This window comes from Streptomyces sp. NPDC030995 (genome assembly GCF_055571215.1).
The window spans coordinates 19,567-35,154 of sequence record NZ_JBVIFS010000038.1 but is presented as its reverse complement, the minus strand read 5'-3'; the positions used below and the strand labels follow the sequence as shown (position 1 = coordinate 35,154).

The 15,588-nt window shown below is 73.7% G+C and carries 14 protein-coding genes; 6 read left to right on the top strand and 8 right to left on the bottom strand.

Annotated features, from left to right (window positions below):
• Window positions 1–41: 41 nt before the first annotated feature.
• From ACZ45T_RS34195 to ACZ45T_RS34185, 3 genes are all read right to left on the bottom strand, one after another.
• A complete protein-coding gene (locus ACZ45T_RS34195; RefSeq protein ID WP_468448024.1) occupies window positions 42–1,172 on the bottom strand; it encodes an MAB_1171c family putative transporter in 1,131 nt (376 codons plus the stop codon).
• Window position 1,173: 1 nt separating this feature from the next.
• A complete protein-coding gene (locus ACZ45T_RS34190; RefSeq protein ID WP_468448023.1) occupies window positions 1,174–1,623 on the bottom strand; it encodes a hypothetical protein in 450 nt (149 codons plus the stop codon).
• A gap of 148 nt (window positions 1,624–1,771) precedes the next feature.
• Window positions 1,772–2,242 (bottom strand): helix-turn-helix domain-containing protein, encoded by a 471-nt coding sequence (locus tag ACZ45T_RS34185; protein WP_468448022.1) that lies wholly within the window; start codon window positions 2,240–2,242, stop codon window positions 1,772–1,774.
• A gap of 228 nt (window positions 2,243–2,470) precedes the next feature.
• On the opposite strand from ACZ45T_RS34185, the gene ACZ45T_RS34180 reads away from it, so the two are divergent.
• From ACZ45T_RS34180 to ACZ45T_RS34155, 6 genes are all read left to right on the top strand, one after another.
• Window positions 2,471–4,429 (top strand): AfsR/SARP family transcriptional regulator, encoded by a 1,959-nt coding sequence (locus ACZ45T_RS34180; protein ID WP_468448021.1) that lies wholly within the window; start codon window positions 2,471–2,473, stop codon window positions 4,427–4,429.
• Between the two features lie 82 nt (window positions 4,430–4,511).
• Window positions 4,512–5,000, top strand: coding sequence for a PhzA/PhzB family protein (locus ACZ45T_RS34175; RefSeq protein WP_468448020.1), 489 nt, complete (start codon window positions 4,512–4,514; stop codon window positions 4,998–5,000).
• A 5-nt stretch (window positions 5,001–5,005) separates the two neighbouring features.
• Complete coding sequence (locus tag ACZ45T_RS34170; RefSeq protein WP_468448044.1) at window positions 5,006–5,338, top strand: hypothetical protein; 333 nt, start codon at window positions 5,006–5,008, stop codon at window positions 5,336–5,338.
• Complete coding sequence (gene phzG / locus ACZ45T_RS34165) at window positions 5,335–5,967, top strand: phenazine biosynthesis FMN-dependent oxidase PhzG (protein ID WP_468448019.1); 633 nt, start codon at window positions 5,335–5,337, stop codon at window positions 5,965–5,967. The genes ACZ45T_RS34170 and phzG overlap by 4 nt, the downstream gene beginning before the upstream one ends.
• A 130-nt stretch (window positions 5,968–6,097) precedes the next feature.
• Window positions 6,098–6,934 carry a PhzF family phenazine biosynthesis protein gene (locus ACZ45T_RS34160; RefSeq protein WP_468448018.1) on the top strand — a complete coding sequence of 279 codons (837 nt, stop codon included), beginning with the start codon at window positions 6,098–6,100 and terminating at the stop codon, window positions 6,932–6,934.
• Window positions 6,935–6,972: 38 nt separating this feature from the next.
• Complete coding sequence (locus ACZ45T_RS34155; protein WP_468448017.1) at window positions 6,973–9,633, top strand: helix-turn-helix transcriptional regulator; 2,661 nt, start codon at window positions 6,973–6,975, stop codon at window positions 9,631–9,633.
• Here the strand turns inward: ACZ45T_RS34155 and ACZ45T_RS34150 are convergent.
• The 5 genes from ACZ45T_RS34150 to ACZ45T_RS34130 form a co-directional block, all read right to left on the bottom strand.
• On the bottom strand, window positions 9,554–10,816 hold the full coding sequence (locus ACZ45T_RS34150) for a 3-deoxy-7-phosphoheptulonate synthase class II (RefSeq protein WP_468448016.1): 1,263 nt from the start codon (window positions 10,814–10,816) through the stop codon (window positions 9,554–9,556). The genes ACZ45T_RS34155 and ACZ45T_RS34150 overlap by 80 nt on opposite strands.
• Entirely contained in the window at window positions 10,813–12,840 is a 2,028-nt protein-coding gene (locus tag ACZ45T_RS34145; protein WP_468448015.1) for an anthranilate synthase family protein, read from the bottom strand. Before ACZ45T_RS34145 ends, ACZ45T_RS34150 begins: the two co-directional genes overlap by 4 nt.
• On the bottom strand, window positions 12,837–13,517 hold the full coding sequence (locus ACZ45T_RS34140) for an isochorismatase family protein (protein ID WP_468448014.1): 681 nt from the start codon (window positions 13,515–13,517) through the stop codon (window positions 12,837–12,839). The genes ACZ45T_RS34145 and ACZ45T_RS34140 overlap by 4 nt, the downstream gene beginning before the upstream one ends.
• 65 nt (window positions 13,518–13,582) lie before the next feature.
• A complete protein-coding gene (locus ACZ45T_RS34135) occupies window positions 13,583–13,831 on the bottom strand; it encodes a phosphopantetheine-binding protein (RefSeq protein WP_468448013.1) in 249 nt (82 codons plus the stop codon).
• 30 nt (window positions 13,832–13,861) lie between these two features.
• Window positions 13,862–15,568, bottom strand: coding sequence for a (2,3-dihydroxybenzoyl)adenylate synthase (locus ACZ45T_RS34130; RefSeq protein ID WP_468448012.1), 1,707 nt, complete (start codon window positions 15,566–15,568; stop codon window positions 13,862–13,864).
• Between the last annotated feature and the right edge of the window lie 20 nt (window positions 15,569–15,588).

The following is a 15,588-nucleotide window of genomic DNA, read 5'->3' as shown; positions in this document are numbered from 1 at the left end:
ACACCTTCGTGTCGGTCGCCCCGCCGGGTCCGGCGCGGCGGTCATGCGGCCCCAAGTGCGTCCGAGAGCAGCAGGAGCTGGTGCACGTCGTCGTCGAGGCTGTCGCCCCGGGGGAGGGCGATCGCCACCGCCCCGGACGGGGCGGGCGCCCCGGCCGAGTACTCCCGCAGCGCCCGGCGCAGGTGTCCGGCCACGACGCCGGGCGGCAGCTCGCCGACCGGCCCGGCCTCGGTCAGGGGCGCGAGATACGGACTGAGCCGTACGAGCCCGTCCCGGCACTCCACCACGCGCCGGTAATAACGCCGGTGTGCACCCCGGGGGTTGAACCGGGCGGGCCAGTCGCGCCAGCCGCCGGAGGGCGCCGGGTGCAGGGCGTTCTCGGGGAACACCGTGTGCAGCGCCGTCCACAGCGGAGTGAGCCGGCGGTAGGTGCGCCGGTGCCGGCCCCGCAGGCGCAGCGCCGTCAGCCGGTCGGCCACCCCGGGGTAGAGCACGCCGACGACGAAGAGCGGAATCGCCAGGTCCAGCAGCAGTTTGACGCTCGTGATCACGGCTGGGGGAACGGTGCCACCGCCGGCGCGGACGAGGGCCAGCACGGCGCGCAGGGCGCCCGCGCCCACCATGCACCCCAGGGAGACGGCGACCAGCCGCAGTCCGACGGCGAGCGAGCCGCGCGCGGTCCTGACGTACCGCAGCGTCCACCACAGTGCCATCGCGAGCGCGTACGTCAGGTAGATCCCGGCCGCCAGGTAGAACACGGCGATTCCGGCCACCCTCATGTCCGCCGTCGCGTAGACGTGGGCGCGCGCGGCGCGCGGGGTCGCGAGCGTGGCCGCCGTGATGACGACCGCGGTGGTCACGAGCGGGATCAGCTCGATCCGGGCACGCCGGCGGCCGCTGCGCGGGTCCGAAGCCGATTGCAGATAGAAGCACATGAGCCAGTAGGCGGTGCCGAGCAGCAGGACGTTCTGCACCAGCTTCGTGGTTCCGGCGCCGGCCATCGCGTCGACGTCGCCGGCGACGCTGCGCAGGCCCATGGGGAAGGACAGGCAGGCGCAGAGGATGCAGTACGTCACGGCCTTGAGGGGCCGGTCGTACGGGGCCTTGGCGATCTGGTGGATCATCCGGACGAGGGCGACCAGCAGGACCGCGCCGAGCAGGATCGTCAGCACGTCACAGCCACCCGCGCCGCTCGGTCAGCGCCCTCTGGATGCGCCCGGCCGAGGAGTCCCGTGGGGCGGGCTGGGCGACCTGATCGAGGAGGCAGGCCCATTCGAGGATGATCGTGGCCATCATCTCCGCCTCGCGTTCGCGGTCTTCGTCGTACGAACTGCGCCCCAGGAGCCGCTTGACCACGTCGAGGGAGATGTTCGGCATGATCGCGCCGAGCAGCGCGTCGTCGAGCTCACCGCTGTGGTGATCGGCCAGGATGTGCCCGATCTCGTGCACGATGATGTGGTCCTGGTGCGCCTTGCTGGTTTCCTGCTGGTAGAAGATGTAGTCGGTGGTGTCCGTGGCGATCCACAGCCCGTACGGGCCGTTCGCCGGGAGCCGGTAGGGGACCAGGTGGATGGGCCGGCCCCGGCGCTCCCCGAGGAGTCTGCACAGGACGGCGACGTCCAACGGCGGCTGGACCCCCAGCGACCGGAGTTCACGCCTGCAGCGCCGCCGTAACTCGCGCTCTTTCAGCAATCTTCCTCCCCCGTGCCACACCGGCCACACACGACCCCATGCAACATGAGTCGGGTTCGGACAGACAGGGGGAATCAGGTCATGAATCCTGGGCCTCGCCCGGCGCGTCCTCGCCGTCCTCGTCCGGAGCGTTCTGGGGCAGTCCCTCCAGGGCCCGTACGTGCTCGATGAGTTCGCTGATCGAGTTCAGGCTCGCGGAGGAGAGGCCGGCGGCCCGCAGGGCGACGTGCTGGACGTTGGAGTCGCGAAGTGCCGAGAGGAGGGCGAGCTGCGCGTGGACGTCGGAGGCGACCTGGTCGTTGAAGAAGTAGGCCGGAGGGACGCCGAAGAACTGGGCTATGCCTTCGAGGTGTTTGAGCGTCGGGTTGTCGCGCTGGCCCTTGCGCAACAGCCAGATGTAGCTTCCGGAGATGGGTATTCCGGTCTCCGTGATGGCCCGGGCCACTTCCTCGGTGTTGTACGGCTGACGGCCGGCCGGCACCACTGTTTCGAACAGGTGATTGATCTTGTCGGCGAGGGTGAGTCCCGCGCCGCCGTCCGAGCTGGCCAAGGTTGCACCTCCCTGTGTCGCGGGCAATCTAGTGGCACGGAACCGGGTGCGTCGACGCCCGGTGGCGTGTTGACACCCGTCGGAGCCGAGACTAGCGTCCCCATCCGGGTCGATCTTCGACTCATATTGGATGCAAACTCGACTCGGGCGTACCTGAGTTGCCGTGACTCGTCTTGAAAACGAGCTCGTCACGGCGCCCGAGCCCGGAGAGCTCGGACGAGGGACGGCATGGAACTTCGCATACTCGGACCGATAGAAGCCTTCGACGGCGGCCGCCCCCGCTCGCTGGGCGGGATGCGGCCCAGAACCCTCCTCGCGGCACTGGTCCTGGCGGGGGAGCACGGGCTGTCCCAGTACGAGATCCAGCAGGCGTTGTGGGGATCGGCCCCGCCCGCGACCGTACGCGCCCAGGTGCACACGCACGTCTCCCGGCTGCGCAAGGCGCTGGGGGGCGCGGTCGAGTTCGTCCGGCTGCCCCGCGGGTACGGGCTGCGGGCGGGCGGCGCGACCGTGGACTACCTGGAGTTCGAACGCCTGGCCGCCGACGGCCGCGACGCACAGGCGGCCGGGCGGCTGGAACAGGCATCCGCCCTGTTCGCGGGGGCGCTGGCGCAGTGGCGGGGTCCCGCCCTCGCCGGTGCCACAGAGTTTCTGGACGCCTCGCAGGCTCCCCGGCTGGAGGAACTGCGGATGTCCGTACTGGAGGAGAAGACGGCCGCCGACCTCGCCCTCGGCCGGGCCCGCCACGTCGTCGACGAGCTCACCGCGTCCGTCGCGCAGTTCCCCTTCCGTGAGCGGCTCCGGTCCCTGCTGATGAGCGCGCTCTCCCACTGCGGCCGGCAGGCCGAAGCCCTCACCGTCTACTACGAGGGCCGGGCCGTCCTCGCCGAACACCTCGGCGTGGACCCGGGGGAGGAGCTCAGCAACACCTTCCAGTCCCTGCTCGCCGGCACCCTGAACGCCCGTCGGCCGATCCTGCGGGTCCCCGGCCCCACGGGCGAGGCTCCCTATCGCGGCGACGGGGCGTACACCGCGCTGCCCCCGGACCTCGTGGACTTCACCGGCCGGCACGCCGAACTGCGCCGGCTCCGGCAGTGGCTGACCCCCGCACCGGACGACGCGGGCTGCACCGGGCCCGTCGTGATCACCGGAATGGCCGGCAGCGGCAAGACCGTCCTGGCGGTGCGCGCCGCGTACGACAGCGCGCCCGCCTATCCCGATGGCCGGCTGTTCGTCCGCTGCCACGACGCCGCGGGCCGTCATCGACCGCCGGCCGAACTCGTCGACGACCTCCTGCGCGGCCTCGGCGAACGCCCTGACCCGGCGATGGGGGCGCAGGAGCGGACGTGGTTGTTACGCACCCTCCTCGACAGGCTGCGCTGCCTCGTCGTCCTCGACGGCGCCGACGAGGCGCAGGTGCACCCCCTGGTCTCCGGTGGCGGCCGGTCCCAGTTCCTGCTCACCGGGCGGCCGCGGTTCGCCGCCCTGCCCGGTGTCCGTGTCCTGGCCCTGGGCGGTCTGGAGCCGCGCGAGGCACTGGACCTGTTCAACGGGATCACCTGCGGTTCGGCGGTCGCGGGGGGCCACCCGGAGGCGGCCGAGCGGCTGCTGCGCCTGTGCGACCTGCATCCCGCCGCCATCCGCGCGGTGGCCGCGCAGCTGACCGCGCGGCCGCACTGGACGCCGGGGCATCTCGCCGACCGGCTGGCCGACCCCGGCCGCGACACCCTCGGCCTGCTGCGCGTCGGTGAACTCGATGTCGGCGGGGCGCTGCTGTGCAGCGTCGCCGGGCTTCCCGACCGTCCGCGGCGCGCGCTGCGGCGGCTCGCCGGCCTGCGGATGCGGCACATCACGGTGGGCGCGGCCGCCGCCGCGCTGGAGCTGCCGACCGGGGCGACCGAGGACCTCCTCGAACTGCTGGTGGACGCCCACATGCTGGGCGTGGCCGGACCCGCGGGAGACGGCGGCTTCGTCTTCGAGCTGCCCGGCCTGCTGATGTGCGTACTGACGGCCGACAGCGCTGCCGAGAACACGGCGAACGCCGGGAACGCCGAGAACGGCGGGAACAGCGAGAACGCCGCGAACAGGCAGAACGTGCAGACCACGGAGGGTTCGGAGTTCGTGCGGGCCGAGGTCATCCGGCGCGGCGGCGCGCCGTGCCGGGCGCGGCCTATAGCGGCTGTATAGCGACCGGCAGCCCGGATATAGCCACCTTTTGCAGGATATTCCGAGCAGTTGATCTGTGTCCCCATCCACGGGAGGTCACGTCGTGTCCGACGCCACGCTCAGCCCAGGCTTCACCGACCATGCCGAACTCCGGCGCATCAACCGGGCCACGGTCGAGACGTACATGCACACCACCGGTCAGGACCGTCTCAAGCGCCATCTCCTCTTCGTGGAGGACGGCGAGGGCGGCCTGTGGACCGCCGACACCCCCGGACCCATCGCCATCCGCGGCCGTGACCGGCTGGCGGAGCATGCCGTCTGGTCCCTGCAGTGCTTCCCCGACTGGGTGTGGTTCAACATCCAGATCTTCGAGACCCAGGACCCCAACCGGTTCTGGGTGGAGTGCGACGGCGAGGGGGCGATCCGCTTCCCCGGCTACGAGGACGGCCACTACAAGAACCACTTCCTCCACTCCTTCCTGCTGGACGGCGGGAAGATCGTGCAGAACCGGGAGTTCATGAACCCCTTCAACCAGCTCCGGGCGCTCGGTATCGACGTGCCCGTGGTGCGCCGGGAAGGCATCCCCACGTGAAGGCGATGATCGCGTGGTGGGCGCTCGCGGAGTCCGCGCAGACCATCGAATCGCTCCGGGGGTTCCTGTGTGACGAGGCCGTCGCCGCCTGGTCCGACCAGCCCGGCCTGGTACTGAAGCTGTGGATCGCCGACGACGAGAACGACCGCTGGGGCGCGGTCCTGGTCTGGGAGTCCGCGGAGGCGGCCACACCGCCGCATCCGCGCAGCGCCGCCGAGCTGATCGGCTATCCGCCCACCCACCGGACCTGGTTCGACATCGAGGCGACCGTCGAAGGACGGCACGCACTGGCCTCCCTCGTCGGCCTGGGACGGGCGCTGGAGGTGCCGGGACGATGACGACGCCGTCCGACCAGGGCGCCGGGGCGGCTCCCGTCCGTGAACCCGAGGAGTTCCGCAATCCCCCGGCCGAACCCCTGGCCCTGCTGCGCACCTGGCTCGACCGGGCCAAGGAGGAGGTGCGCGAACCGGGTGCGATCGCCCTGGCGACCACCGGCGCGGACGGCCGCGCCTCCAGCCGGATCGTGCAGCTCAACTCGCTCTCGGAGACGGGCCTGGTCTTCACCAGCCACCGCGGCAGTCGCAAGGACCGTGAACTCGCCGCCCTGCCCTGGGCGTCCGGGGTGCTCTACTGGCGCGAGAGCGGCCGTCAGATCACCGTCGCCGGCCCGGTCGAGCAGCTGCCCGACGCCGACTGCGACGCCCTGTGGGCTGCCCGGCCCGCCACCACCCACGCCATGTCGGTGGCGTCGCGGCAGAGCGAGGTGCTGGCGGACGTGGAGGCCCTGCGCGCCCACGCCGCGCGGCTGGCCGCGCTCGGGCCGCTGCCCCGGCCCGAGCCGTTCGTCGGCTACCAGCTGGTCCCGCACTGCCTGGAGTTCTGGGAGTCGAGCCCGGACCGGCTGCACCGCCGGCTGCGCTACGACCACCAGGACGGATCCTGGTCGGTCCTCAGGCTCCAGCCGTGACCGGAGTACAGGAGGTGGCCGCCGGCGTCCGTCCGGCGGCCACCGGCCCGGGGCGGGCCTCGCCCGCACGCCGGCCGCACCCATGCCTTGATGTTGCCCGCCCGGCCCGGAGCGAAGGAACGAACTGACCATGTACCAGTACGTCGTCGCCGACGCCTTCACCGACACCCCCCTCGAAGGGAACCCGGTCGCCGTCTACCTGGACGCCGCCGGTCTCACCCCCCACCAGATGCAGCGCATCGCCCGCGAGATGAACCTCTCGGAGACCACCTTCGTCCTGCCGCCCGAGAACGGCGGCGACGCCCGCATCCGGATCTTCACCCCCGTCAACGAACTGCCCTTCGCGGGCCATCCGCTGCTCGGCACCGCCCAGGTCCTCGGCGAGGAGCGGTGCGCCGGCCGCCTGCTGCTGGAGACCGCGATGGGCGCCGTCCCCGTGGAGCTGGAGCGTGCCGGGGAGCGGATCACCCGTATCCGCATGCGCCAGCCGATACCCGTCTGGGAGCCGTACGAGAAGACCCCCGAACTCCTCGCCGCCCTGGGCCTGCCCGACTCCACCCTCCCGGTCGAGGTCTACCGCAACGGCCCCCACCACGTCCTCGTCGGCCTGCCGGACGTCGCGGCCCTGGCGGCACTGCGCCCCGACCACCGCGCCCTTTCCGCCTTTCCGGACATGGCCGCCAACTGCTTCGCCGGTGGCGGCCGCACCTGGCACACGCGCATGTTCTCGCCCGCGTACGGCGTGGTCGAGGACGCCGCCACCGGTTCCGCCTCCGGCCCGCTGGCCATCCATCTGGCCCGGCACGCACTGATCGAGGACGGTACGGAGATCGAGATCACCCAGGGCGCCTGGATGGGCCGGCCCTCCACCATGTACGCGCGGGCCACCCGCGAAGGCGACCGCGTCACGTCGGTCGAGATGAGCGGCAGCGCGGTGACCGTCGCCCGCGGCACCCTCCTCCTCTGACGGCCCGGACACACCGGGGGAACGGAAGGCACACAGCCATGCCTTGGGGGATCGCCACCTCCGCAGACTGGCCGACAGCGGGCCGGGAATCCGAACTCGACCACGTGGAAGGGGTGCTCGCCGTACCGCGGGGGGTGCTGCTCAGCGGTGAATGGGGGGTGGGCAAGAGCCGGCTCCTGCACGCCGCGCTGGAACGGGCCGCGGCCGGCGGCGCCCCCACCCTCTGGGCCGGCGGCGCCGTCCCCACCGGCGCGAGCGGCTCGCTGGCCGACGCCCTCAAGCAGATCCCCGGAGAGCCGCAGGGGCCGCCGCCCGCCACCCCGTCCGGAGCGGGCCTCGTGCTGGGTCTCGACGACGCGCACCTCATCGACCCCGCCGTCGCCGCCTGCCTGTACGCCCTGGTCCGCGACGGCCGGATCCGGCTGATCGCGACGGCCCTGTCCGGCGTGGCCATGCCGGGCGACATCAGCGCCCTGTGGGTCGAGCGCCTCGTCGAGCGCGTCGAAGTACCCCACTTCGACCGGACCACGGCCGCCAAGGTGCTGCAGGCCCGGCTCGGCGGTCAGCTGTCCGCCGACTGCGCGGAACGGCTGTGGACCGCCACCCGCGGGAACGCCCTGCTCCTGCGCGAACTCACCGACGCCGCCCTCGCCGACGGCGCCCTGCGCCGGGAAGGCGCGCTCTGGCAGTGGCGCGGAGAGCTGCCGGCCGCCCCCGAGGGACGTCCGGCCGCCCTCGTCCAGCTGCGCCTGAACGACCTGCGGCCGGACGAACGCGAACTCGTCCAGCTCGTCGCACTGGCCGAGCCCCTGGAAGCCGACCTGCCGGCCGCCGCCGGGCTGGCCCACGCCGCCGAGTCGCTCAACCGCAGCGGCCTCCTCGTCACCGAACGCTCCGGCCGGCGGCTGCGCCTGCGGCTGGCCTACCCGCTGTACTCCGCCGTGGTGCTGCGCGCCATGCCCGAACTCGAAGGGCGCCGGCTGCGCCGCCAGCTCGCCGACGGCATCGAGGCGGTGGGCATGCGCCGCCACGACGACGTCCGGCGGGTGGTCGACCTCCGGCTCGCCGCAGGCCAGCTGCCCCCCACGGGTCAGCTGCGGGCAGCGGCCGAACGGGCCCTGCACCGGCACGACTTCGGCAAGGCCGAGACGCTGGCCCGCACCGCCCTGTCGCACCCGGACGGTCCGGCCGACGAGGCCGTGGCCGCCGGCGTACGGCTCGTGCTGGTGCAGGCCCTGGAGGGCCAGGGCCTGCACCGTGAAGCCGAACGGGCGCTCGCCGAAGCGCCGGGCCTGCCCGCGGGCCGAACCGACGAGGCCATCGCCGTCCGCGCCGTGAACATGGCCTTCGGCCTGGGCCGCCTGGGAGAGGCCGTCGCCGTCGCCGAGCGCGGCCTGAGCGGGGCGCAGGGCACCGGCCGGCTGCGGTTCCGCGGCGCGCGCGCCCTGCTCGGGCTGCTGGAGGACCGGTTCGCGGACGTGTCGGCGGCGGACGCCGGGCGCGAGGGCGCACCGCCGCCGCGCGAGGCCGCACTCGCCGGCCTGGTCACCGTCCCCGCGGCCTTCGCCCTGGTCGAGCGCGGCGATCCGGTGTCCGCCGCCCGTCTGCTCGCCGGGCTGCCGCCGGACCAGGAGGAGGGCACGCCCGTCGATACCGCCGCCCAGTGGATGCGCACCTACGCCGCCCTCCACACGGCGGGCGTCGCCGCGGCCGACGCCCTCCTCGGGGGCATGCGCTGGTGGGACGAAGGCGATCCGCGGGACCGGGTACGCGTGGCACTGCTGCGCGTCCGGCTGCACCGCGCGCGCGGACACTGGAGCGCGGCCGTCGACGAACTGCGCCGGGCCGCCGCCGTGGACGCGCCCGCCGACTGGCTCACGGCCCCCGCCTGGACGCTGGCCCAGCTCGCCGCCGCCCTCGCCGAGGCGGGGGCGCACGCGGAGGCCGTACGCACCCTCGTCGAGGTGCGTTCCCTGGAGGGCCGCGGGGTCCGCTATCCGCTCGCGCAGGACGGGACGGCGCTCGAATCCGCCCTGGTGTACGCCCATGTCGGCGACCGGAATCAGGCCGTGCGGCTGGCCCTGTCGGTCGCCAGGTCCGCCGGCGCCGCCGGCCGCCGGGCCCAGGAGGTCTCGGCCCTCCACCTCGCCGCCCGGCTCGGCGCCGCCGACGAGGCCGTCGGACCGCTGCCCGAGCTGTCCGTGCTGACCGGTACGACGGCTCTCCTGGCCCGGCACGTCCAGGCACTGGCACTGCACGACGGCGATGCGCTGGAGGAGCTGGCCAGACGCTTCGCGGCCCTCGGGCTGCTGCCGCTGGCCGCCGAGACCGCGGCGCAGGCCGCCCAGGCCCATCAGGCCGGCGGCCGGCACCGCAGGGGCCGCACGGCCCGGCTGCTGTGCCAGGAGCTCACGGCCTCCACCGGGGCAGGGCTGCCGCCGTGGGCAGGCGCACCGGAGCGCCGGCGCGAGGACCTCCCCGCCGCCCTGACCCTGCGGGAACGGGAGGTCGCCGCGCTGGTGGCGGCCGGCCTGACCAACCAGGAGGTCGCCGACCGGCTGTACGTGTCGGTGCGCACGGTCGAGAACCATCTGCACCGCACGTACGGGAAACTGGGGATCACCGCCCGTTCGGAGCTGGCCCGCCGACTCGACCCGGGTGCGCAGCGATCGGGCCGCGCCCCGCGATCCGTGCGGTGAGCACGGCGAGTTCGAGGGACTGGTCCCGGTTGAGCCGCGGGTCGCACGCGGAGGCGTAGCGCAGCGGCAGGTCGCGCACGTCCGTGCCGCCGCTGCCGCCCACGCACTCCGTCACGTCCTCCCCGGTCATCTCCACGTGGATGCCCCCCGCGTGCGTCCCGAGCGAGCGGTGCACCTCGAAGAAGCCGGACACCTCGTCGACGATGTCGCCGAACGCCCGCGTCTTGTGTCCCGAGGGGGCGGTGTAGGTGTTGCCGTGCATCGGATCGCACACCCAGCCCGCCCGCGCGCCGCTGGCGGTGACCCGGTCCACCAGGTCCGGCAGCAGCTCGCGCACCCGCTGCGCGCCCATGCGGACGACGAAGGTGAGCCGGCCCGGCACCCGCTCCGGGTCGAGCCGCCGCACCAGCTCCACGGCCTGATCCGCGGTGGCCCTCGGTCCGAGCTTCACCGCGATGGGGTTCGCGATACCGGCGAGGTAGCCGATGTGGGCGCCGTCGAGCTGCCGGGTCCGCTCGCCCGCCCACAGCAGGTGGCCGGAGCCCGCGTACCGGGCGCCGGTGCGCGGATCGAGCCGGGTCAGGGGCCGCTCGTAGTCGAGCAGGAGCGCCTCGTGGGAGACGAAGAACTCCTGTGGATCCTCCCCGGCGGCCGACAGGGCCCTGATGTTGTTGAGGACGGCTGCCGACGCCCCGTACATCCGCAGCATCCGGTACGGGTTCGGGGTGCGCAGCGCGGCGGAGAACTCCAGCCCGTTCACCGCGTCGCCCCGGTAGGCGGGCAGCGTCACGCCCCCGCGCGCCTCGGTCGGCTGCGACCGCGGCTTGGCGAACTGGCCGGCGATCCGGCCCAGCACCACCACCGGCAGCCGCGCACCGGCCGTCAGCGAGCCCGCCATGGAGAACAGCGTGGTCAGCTTGGCCGCCACCGACTCGGCGCTCAGCGCGTCGAACGTCTCGGCGCAGTCGCCGCCCTGGAGCAGGAACGCCTCGCCGCGGGCCACCGCCGCCAGGTGGGCCCGGAGCCGGTCGCACTCGGCGGGCAGGACCAGCGGCAGGTAGCCGGCCAGCCGCCGGGTGACGTCGTCGACGGCCTCTTGGTCCTGCCAGCCCGGGTGCTGTGCGGTGGGTGGGGCCGCCGGCACGGCCGGGAGCGCACCGCCGGTGATCAGGGAGGAACTCATGCGATGGCCTCGCGATCTCGGGGAGATTCGGGGGAACGCGCCGGTTCGGGCACGGGCGAAGGCGCCGATGCGGGCACGGGCGAAGGCGCCAGCACGGTGCCGATGAGCCGTTCGAGGATGCCGATGCCGTTGCGGGTCATCACCGACGCCGGGTGGAACTGCACGGAGGCGAAGCCGGGGCCGCGCAGCGCGTGGACCTCTCCCGTCGCCGCGTCCCGGGACACCTCCACCCACCCCGGGCGCAGCCGGGGCCCCTCAAGGCGATCGGCAGGGGAGAGGGCCGCGAAGGTGTTGTAGAAGTACACGTCCTCGCGCTGCCCGAAGAGGTCGACGGTGCGCTGGACGCCCTGGTGCGGCACCCGCTTGCGGACCAGGGGCAGACCGAGCACGCCGCACAGGGCCTGGTGGCCCAGGCAGACCGACAGGAACGGAGTGCCGGACGCCAGCAACTGCCGCGTCCGGTCCCGCAGATGAGCGATCTTGACGTGGCCGGTCTCGCGCGGGTCCCCGGGACCGGGCCCCACGACCACCAGGTCCTGCCCGGCCACCGAGTACGGCTCGTCGAACCGCCGCACCGTCACCTCGAGCCCGAGCCCGCGCATCAGCGTCGCGCCCATGGCCGTGAAGGTGTCCTCGGCGTCGATCAGCAGGGCCCGGCGGCCCGCCAGGTGGGGCGGGCGCGGCGAGCGGTCACCGGGGGAGGCCCGCCAGAAGCCCGCCAGCGGGTCGTTGCGCGCGCGCAGCGCGCGCGAGACCCCGGGATCGGCCCCGAGCCGGCCGGCCGCAGGCTCGTGCGGTGCCCGTCCGGGCGGTGCCCCGATGTCCAGGGCGGCGAGCAGCCCGGCGGCCTTGGCCCGGGTCTCCTCGGCCTCGGACACCGGGTCGGAGTCGCGTACGAGGGTGGCGCCGACGGCCAGCCGCAGCCGGCCGCCGCGGTCCACGTCCGCGGTACGGATCATGATCGCGGAGTCCAGCCGGCGTTCCCCGTCGGCGTCGCGGCCGAGCAGAGCCGCGACACCGGCGTAGTAACCACGGCCGTCCGGCTCGTACTCGGCGATGACGCGGCAGGCGCTCTCCAGCGGACTGCCGGTGACGGTCGGCGCGAAGAGGGTCTCGCGCAGCACCTCGCGCGGATCCCGGTCGCAGCGTCCTTCGATGAAGTACTCGGTGTGCGCGAGGTGGCTCATCTCCCGCAGCTGCGGCCCGACGACCCGGCCGCCCTGCGGGCACAGCCGGCTCATCATCTTGAGCTCCTCGTCGAGCACCATGTACAGCTCGTTGCGCTCCTTGCCGTCCGCCAGGAACTCCAGGACGCCGGCGGGGGTGGCGCCGCCCCGCGGGTAGCGGTACGTGCCGCTGATGGGGTTCATCACGGCCGTGCCCCCGTCCAGCGTGATGTGCCGCTCGGGACTGGCGCCGATGAGGGTGCGCCCGCCGGTGCGGATCAGGAACGTCCAGTACGCCCCGGGGGAGTCGCGCAGCAGCCGCCCGTACAGAGCCAGCGCAGACCGGGCCGACCAGTCGTCGATCCACGCGGTGTAGGTGCGCTTGAGGACGAAGTTGGCCCCGGCGCCCGATCCGATCTCGTCCTCGACGATCCGCCGCACCGTCTGCGCGTAGGCCGCGTCGTCCACGTCGAACGCGCCGCCGCGGACGGTCATGGCGGACTGCGGCAGCGCGCCGAGGAGGGCGTCCAGCGGCACGGCGCCCTGCTCGCGTACGTGCATGACGAGCAGCTCCTCGCCGTCGTCCGGGCAGGCGTATCCGCGCTCGGCGATCTGCCGGTACGGCAGCAGGACCAGCTGCTCGTGACGCTCGCCCGGGCACGCCGGGGGCAGCGGGATGTCCGCCAGGGCGGAGACGGACGTCATCTCACCGATGAGCACGTCCACCGAGGCCCGGTCGCCCGCCTCCGGCCGGTGCAGCAGGGCGAACGAGGCCGGCCCGCCCGCACCGCCCAGCCGGTCCAGCAAGGCGGCCACGTCACCGGCGCCCTCCATCGGGCCGGTGATCGGGCCGGTCATCGGGCGGCGCCCGGGCCCTGCGGCGCGGGGCCGCCCCGGAAGGCGGTCAGCACCGTCTCGGTGGGCACCACCATGGAACACCGGGCCGCCGCGTACTCCAGCGCCATCCGGTGGTCGGCCTCGCCGAAGTCCGCCACGGCATCCGCCACGATGAACGATTCGATGTCGCGGGCCAGGGCGTCGCAGGCGGTCTGGAGCACACCGATGTGCGCGTACACCCCGCACAGCACCAGCTGGTCGCGGCCCAGCGTGCGCATCAGCTCCGCCAGCCGGGTGCGGAAGAAGGCGCTGGGCCGCCACTTGGTGAGCACGTGGTCCCCGGCCGCCGGCCCGAACAGCTCGGGGAAGCCCCGGTGCTCGGGCGCCGCGCTCATTCCGGGTCCCCAGAAGTCCGCCAGCAGGCCGCGCTGGCGCGGGGTCATGTCGCCGGGCTGCGCGGTGTACGCGACCGGCACGCCGGCCTCGGCGGCGGCCTGCCGCAGCGCGGTCACGCGGTCCTCCAGCCCCGTCCGCGGCTCCTGCCCGGCCGGCAGGAACTGCAGGAAGTAGTGCTGCATGTCGTGGATCAGCAGCAGCGCGCGGGCGGGGTCGGCCTCCCAGGCGGCCGTGTTCTCCGGCAGGCCGGCGGGCGCGGGCAGGGGGTACGGGCGGATGGCGGGAATGGCGGAGAGCGCCAAGGTTCTGGCTCCTTTCGGGGCCGGTGCGGAAAGGGGGGCCGGGGAGGCGGCCGGAACGGTCGGCCTCAGGCCTCTGTGGTGACGGAGGCGAGGTGGCGGACCCAGCCCCCGATGGTCGGATCCGCCACCAGGGACTCGAATTTCACGGGTACGCCGCTGCGCCGCCAGCGGCCGCTGAGCCGCATCAGGTCCAGCGAGGTCAGGCCCAGGAGAACGAGGTTCGCCTGGTCGGGAATGTCGTCCGGCGCCGTGCCGATCAGCGCGGCGACCGCCGCCCGGATCTCGTCCGCCGAGCGGGGCGCGTCGGTGTCCATCGTGGTGTCGGCCTTTCTGTGGCGGTCGGTTCAGCCCGCGTGCGGCGCCGCCGCACGGGGCGTGCGGGCGGGGAGGAACGCCGCCGCGGCGGGGACGGCCTCGCCGCGGGCGAGCGCGGCGAGCACCTTCTTGTCGGTCTTTCCGAGACCGGTCAGGGGCAGTTCGGTGACGATCTCGACGCGGTCCGGCAGCTTGTACGCGGCCAGGCCGCGCTGCTCCAGGGCCGTCTTGATCTCGGCCAGCGTCGGGGCCCGGTCCACGGGGACGAGGAAGGCACAGGTGCGCTCGCCCAGGAACTCGTCGGGACAGGGCACGACGGCCGCGCGGGAGACCGATCCGAGGGCCAGGAGATGGCCTTCGACCTCGGCGGCGGAGACCTTGTCGCCGCCGCGGATGATGACGTCCTTGATGCGTCCCTCGATCACGAGGTTTCCCTCGGGCGTCAGCCGTGCCAGGTCGCCGCTGCGGTAGAAGCCGTCGTCGGTGAAGGCCCGGCTGTTGTGCTCCGGGGCCCGGTAGTAGCCCCGGAGCGTGTACGGGCCCCGCGCGAGCAGCTCACCGATGCCGCCCGGCGGCAGCTCCCGGTCCTGCTCGTCGACGATGCGGATCTCGTCGGCCGCGGAGACCGGCCGCCCCTGGGTGCCCAGTACGGTGGCGGCCGGGTCGTCCTCGCGGGTGAAGGTCAGCAGTCCCTCGGCCATCCCGAAGACCTGCTGGAGCCGGCAGCCGAAGGTGGGCTCGACGCGCGCGGCCACCTCCGGGTACAGCTTGGCGCTGCCCACCTGGAGGAGGCGGAGGCTGCCGAGGTCCGCCTCGTGCCACTCCGCAGCCTCCAGCCACAGCTGCAGGACGCTCGGCACGACGGAGGTGAAGGTCACGCCCTCCCGTTCGATGAGCGGGAAGCACCGCTCGGGGGTGGGGTCCTGGGCCAGCACCACGGTGCCGCCGGCGCCGAGCATCCCGATCACCCCGGGGCAGCCCCAGGTGAAGTTGAACTCGACGGGCAGGACGGCGAGGTACACGTCGTCGCCGGCGACCGGGCCCGCCGCGCGGGCGGCCCGGGCCTGGCAGACGTAGTCGTCGTGGGTGCGCGGGATCAGCTTGGGAAGTGCGGTGGTGCCCCCGGACAGCAGGAAGAACGCCACGTCCGAGGGGTCGGGGGCGGGCAGCGGCACGGGCTCGGCGTCCACCTCCGCCAGCGGGACGACCTCCCCGTCCCCGTCTCCGTCCCCATGCCCTTCCTCGTCCCCGGTCTGCGGGGCGCCGGAGACGAAGAGGTGCGTGAGCCCGCCGACCTCCGCGCGGACCTGCCGGGCCAGCCCGAGGTGGTCGAAGCCGTGGTGGCTGTGCGGGAAGACGTATCCGACCGCACCGGAGTGGTCGCTCAGATGGCGGATCTCCTGGGCGCGGTGGGCGGGCAGCGCGAAGACCGGCAGGGCGCCGAGGCGGAACAGCGCGAAGCACACGACGACGAAGTCCGGTCCGTTGGGCAGCTGGACCACGATCCGGTCGCCCGCTTCGATACCGCGGGCGCGGAAGCCGGCGGCCATCCGCCGGGTGCGCAGGCCCAGTTCGGTGTACGAGATCCGTACGTCGTCCTGGACGAGCGCGGCCTTGTCGCCGTGCGCGGCGACGGCGGCGTCCAGCAGGTCCACCAGGCTCTCGCCGCGCCAGTGGCCCTCGGCACGATGGCGGGCGGCCACCTCGGGCGGCCAGGGGGTGCATCCTTCGAGCATCGGAAGGACTCCTCTCGGGT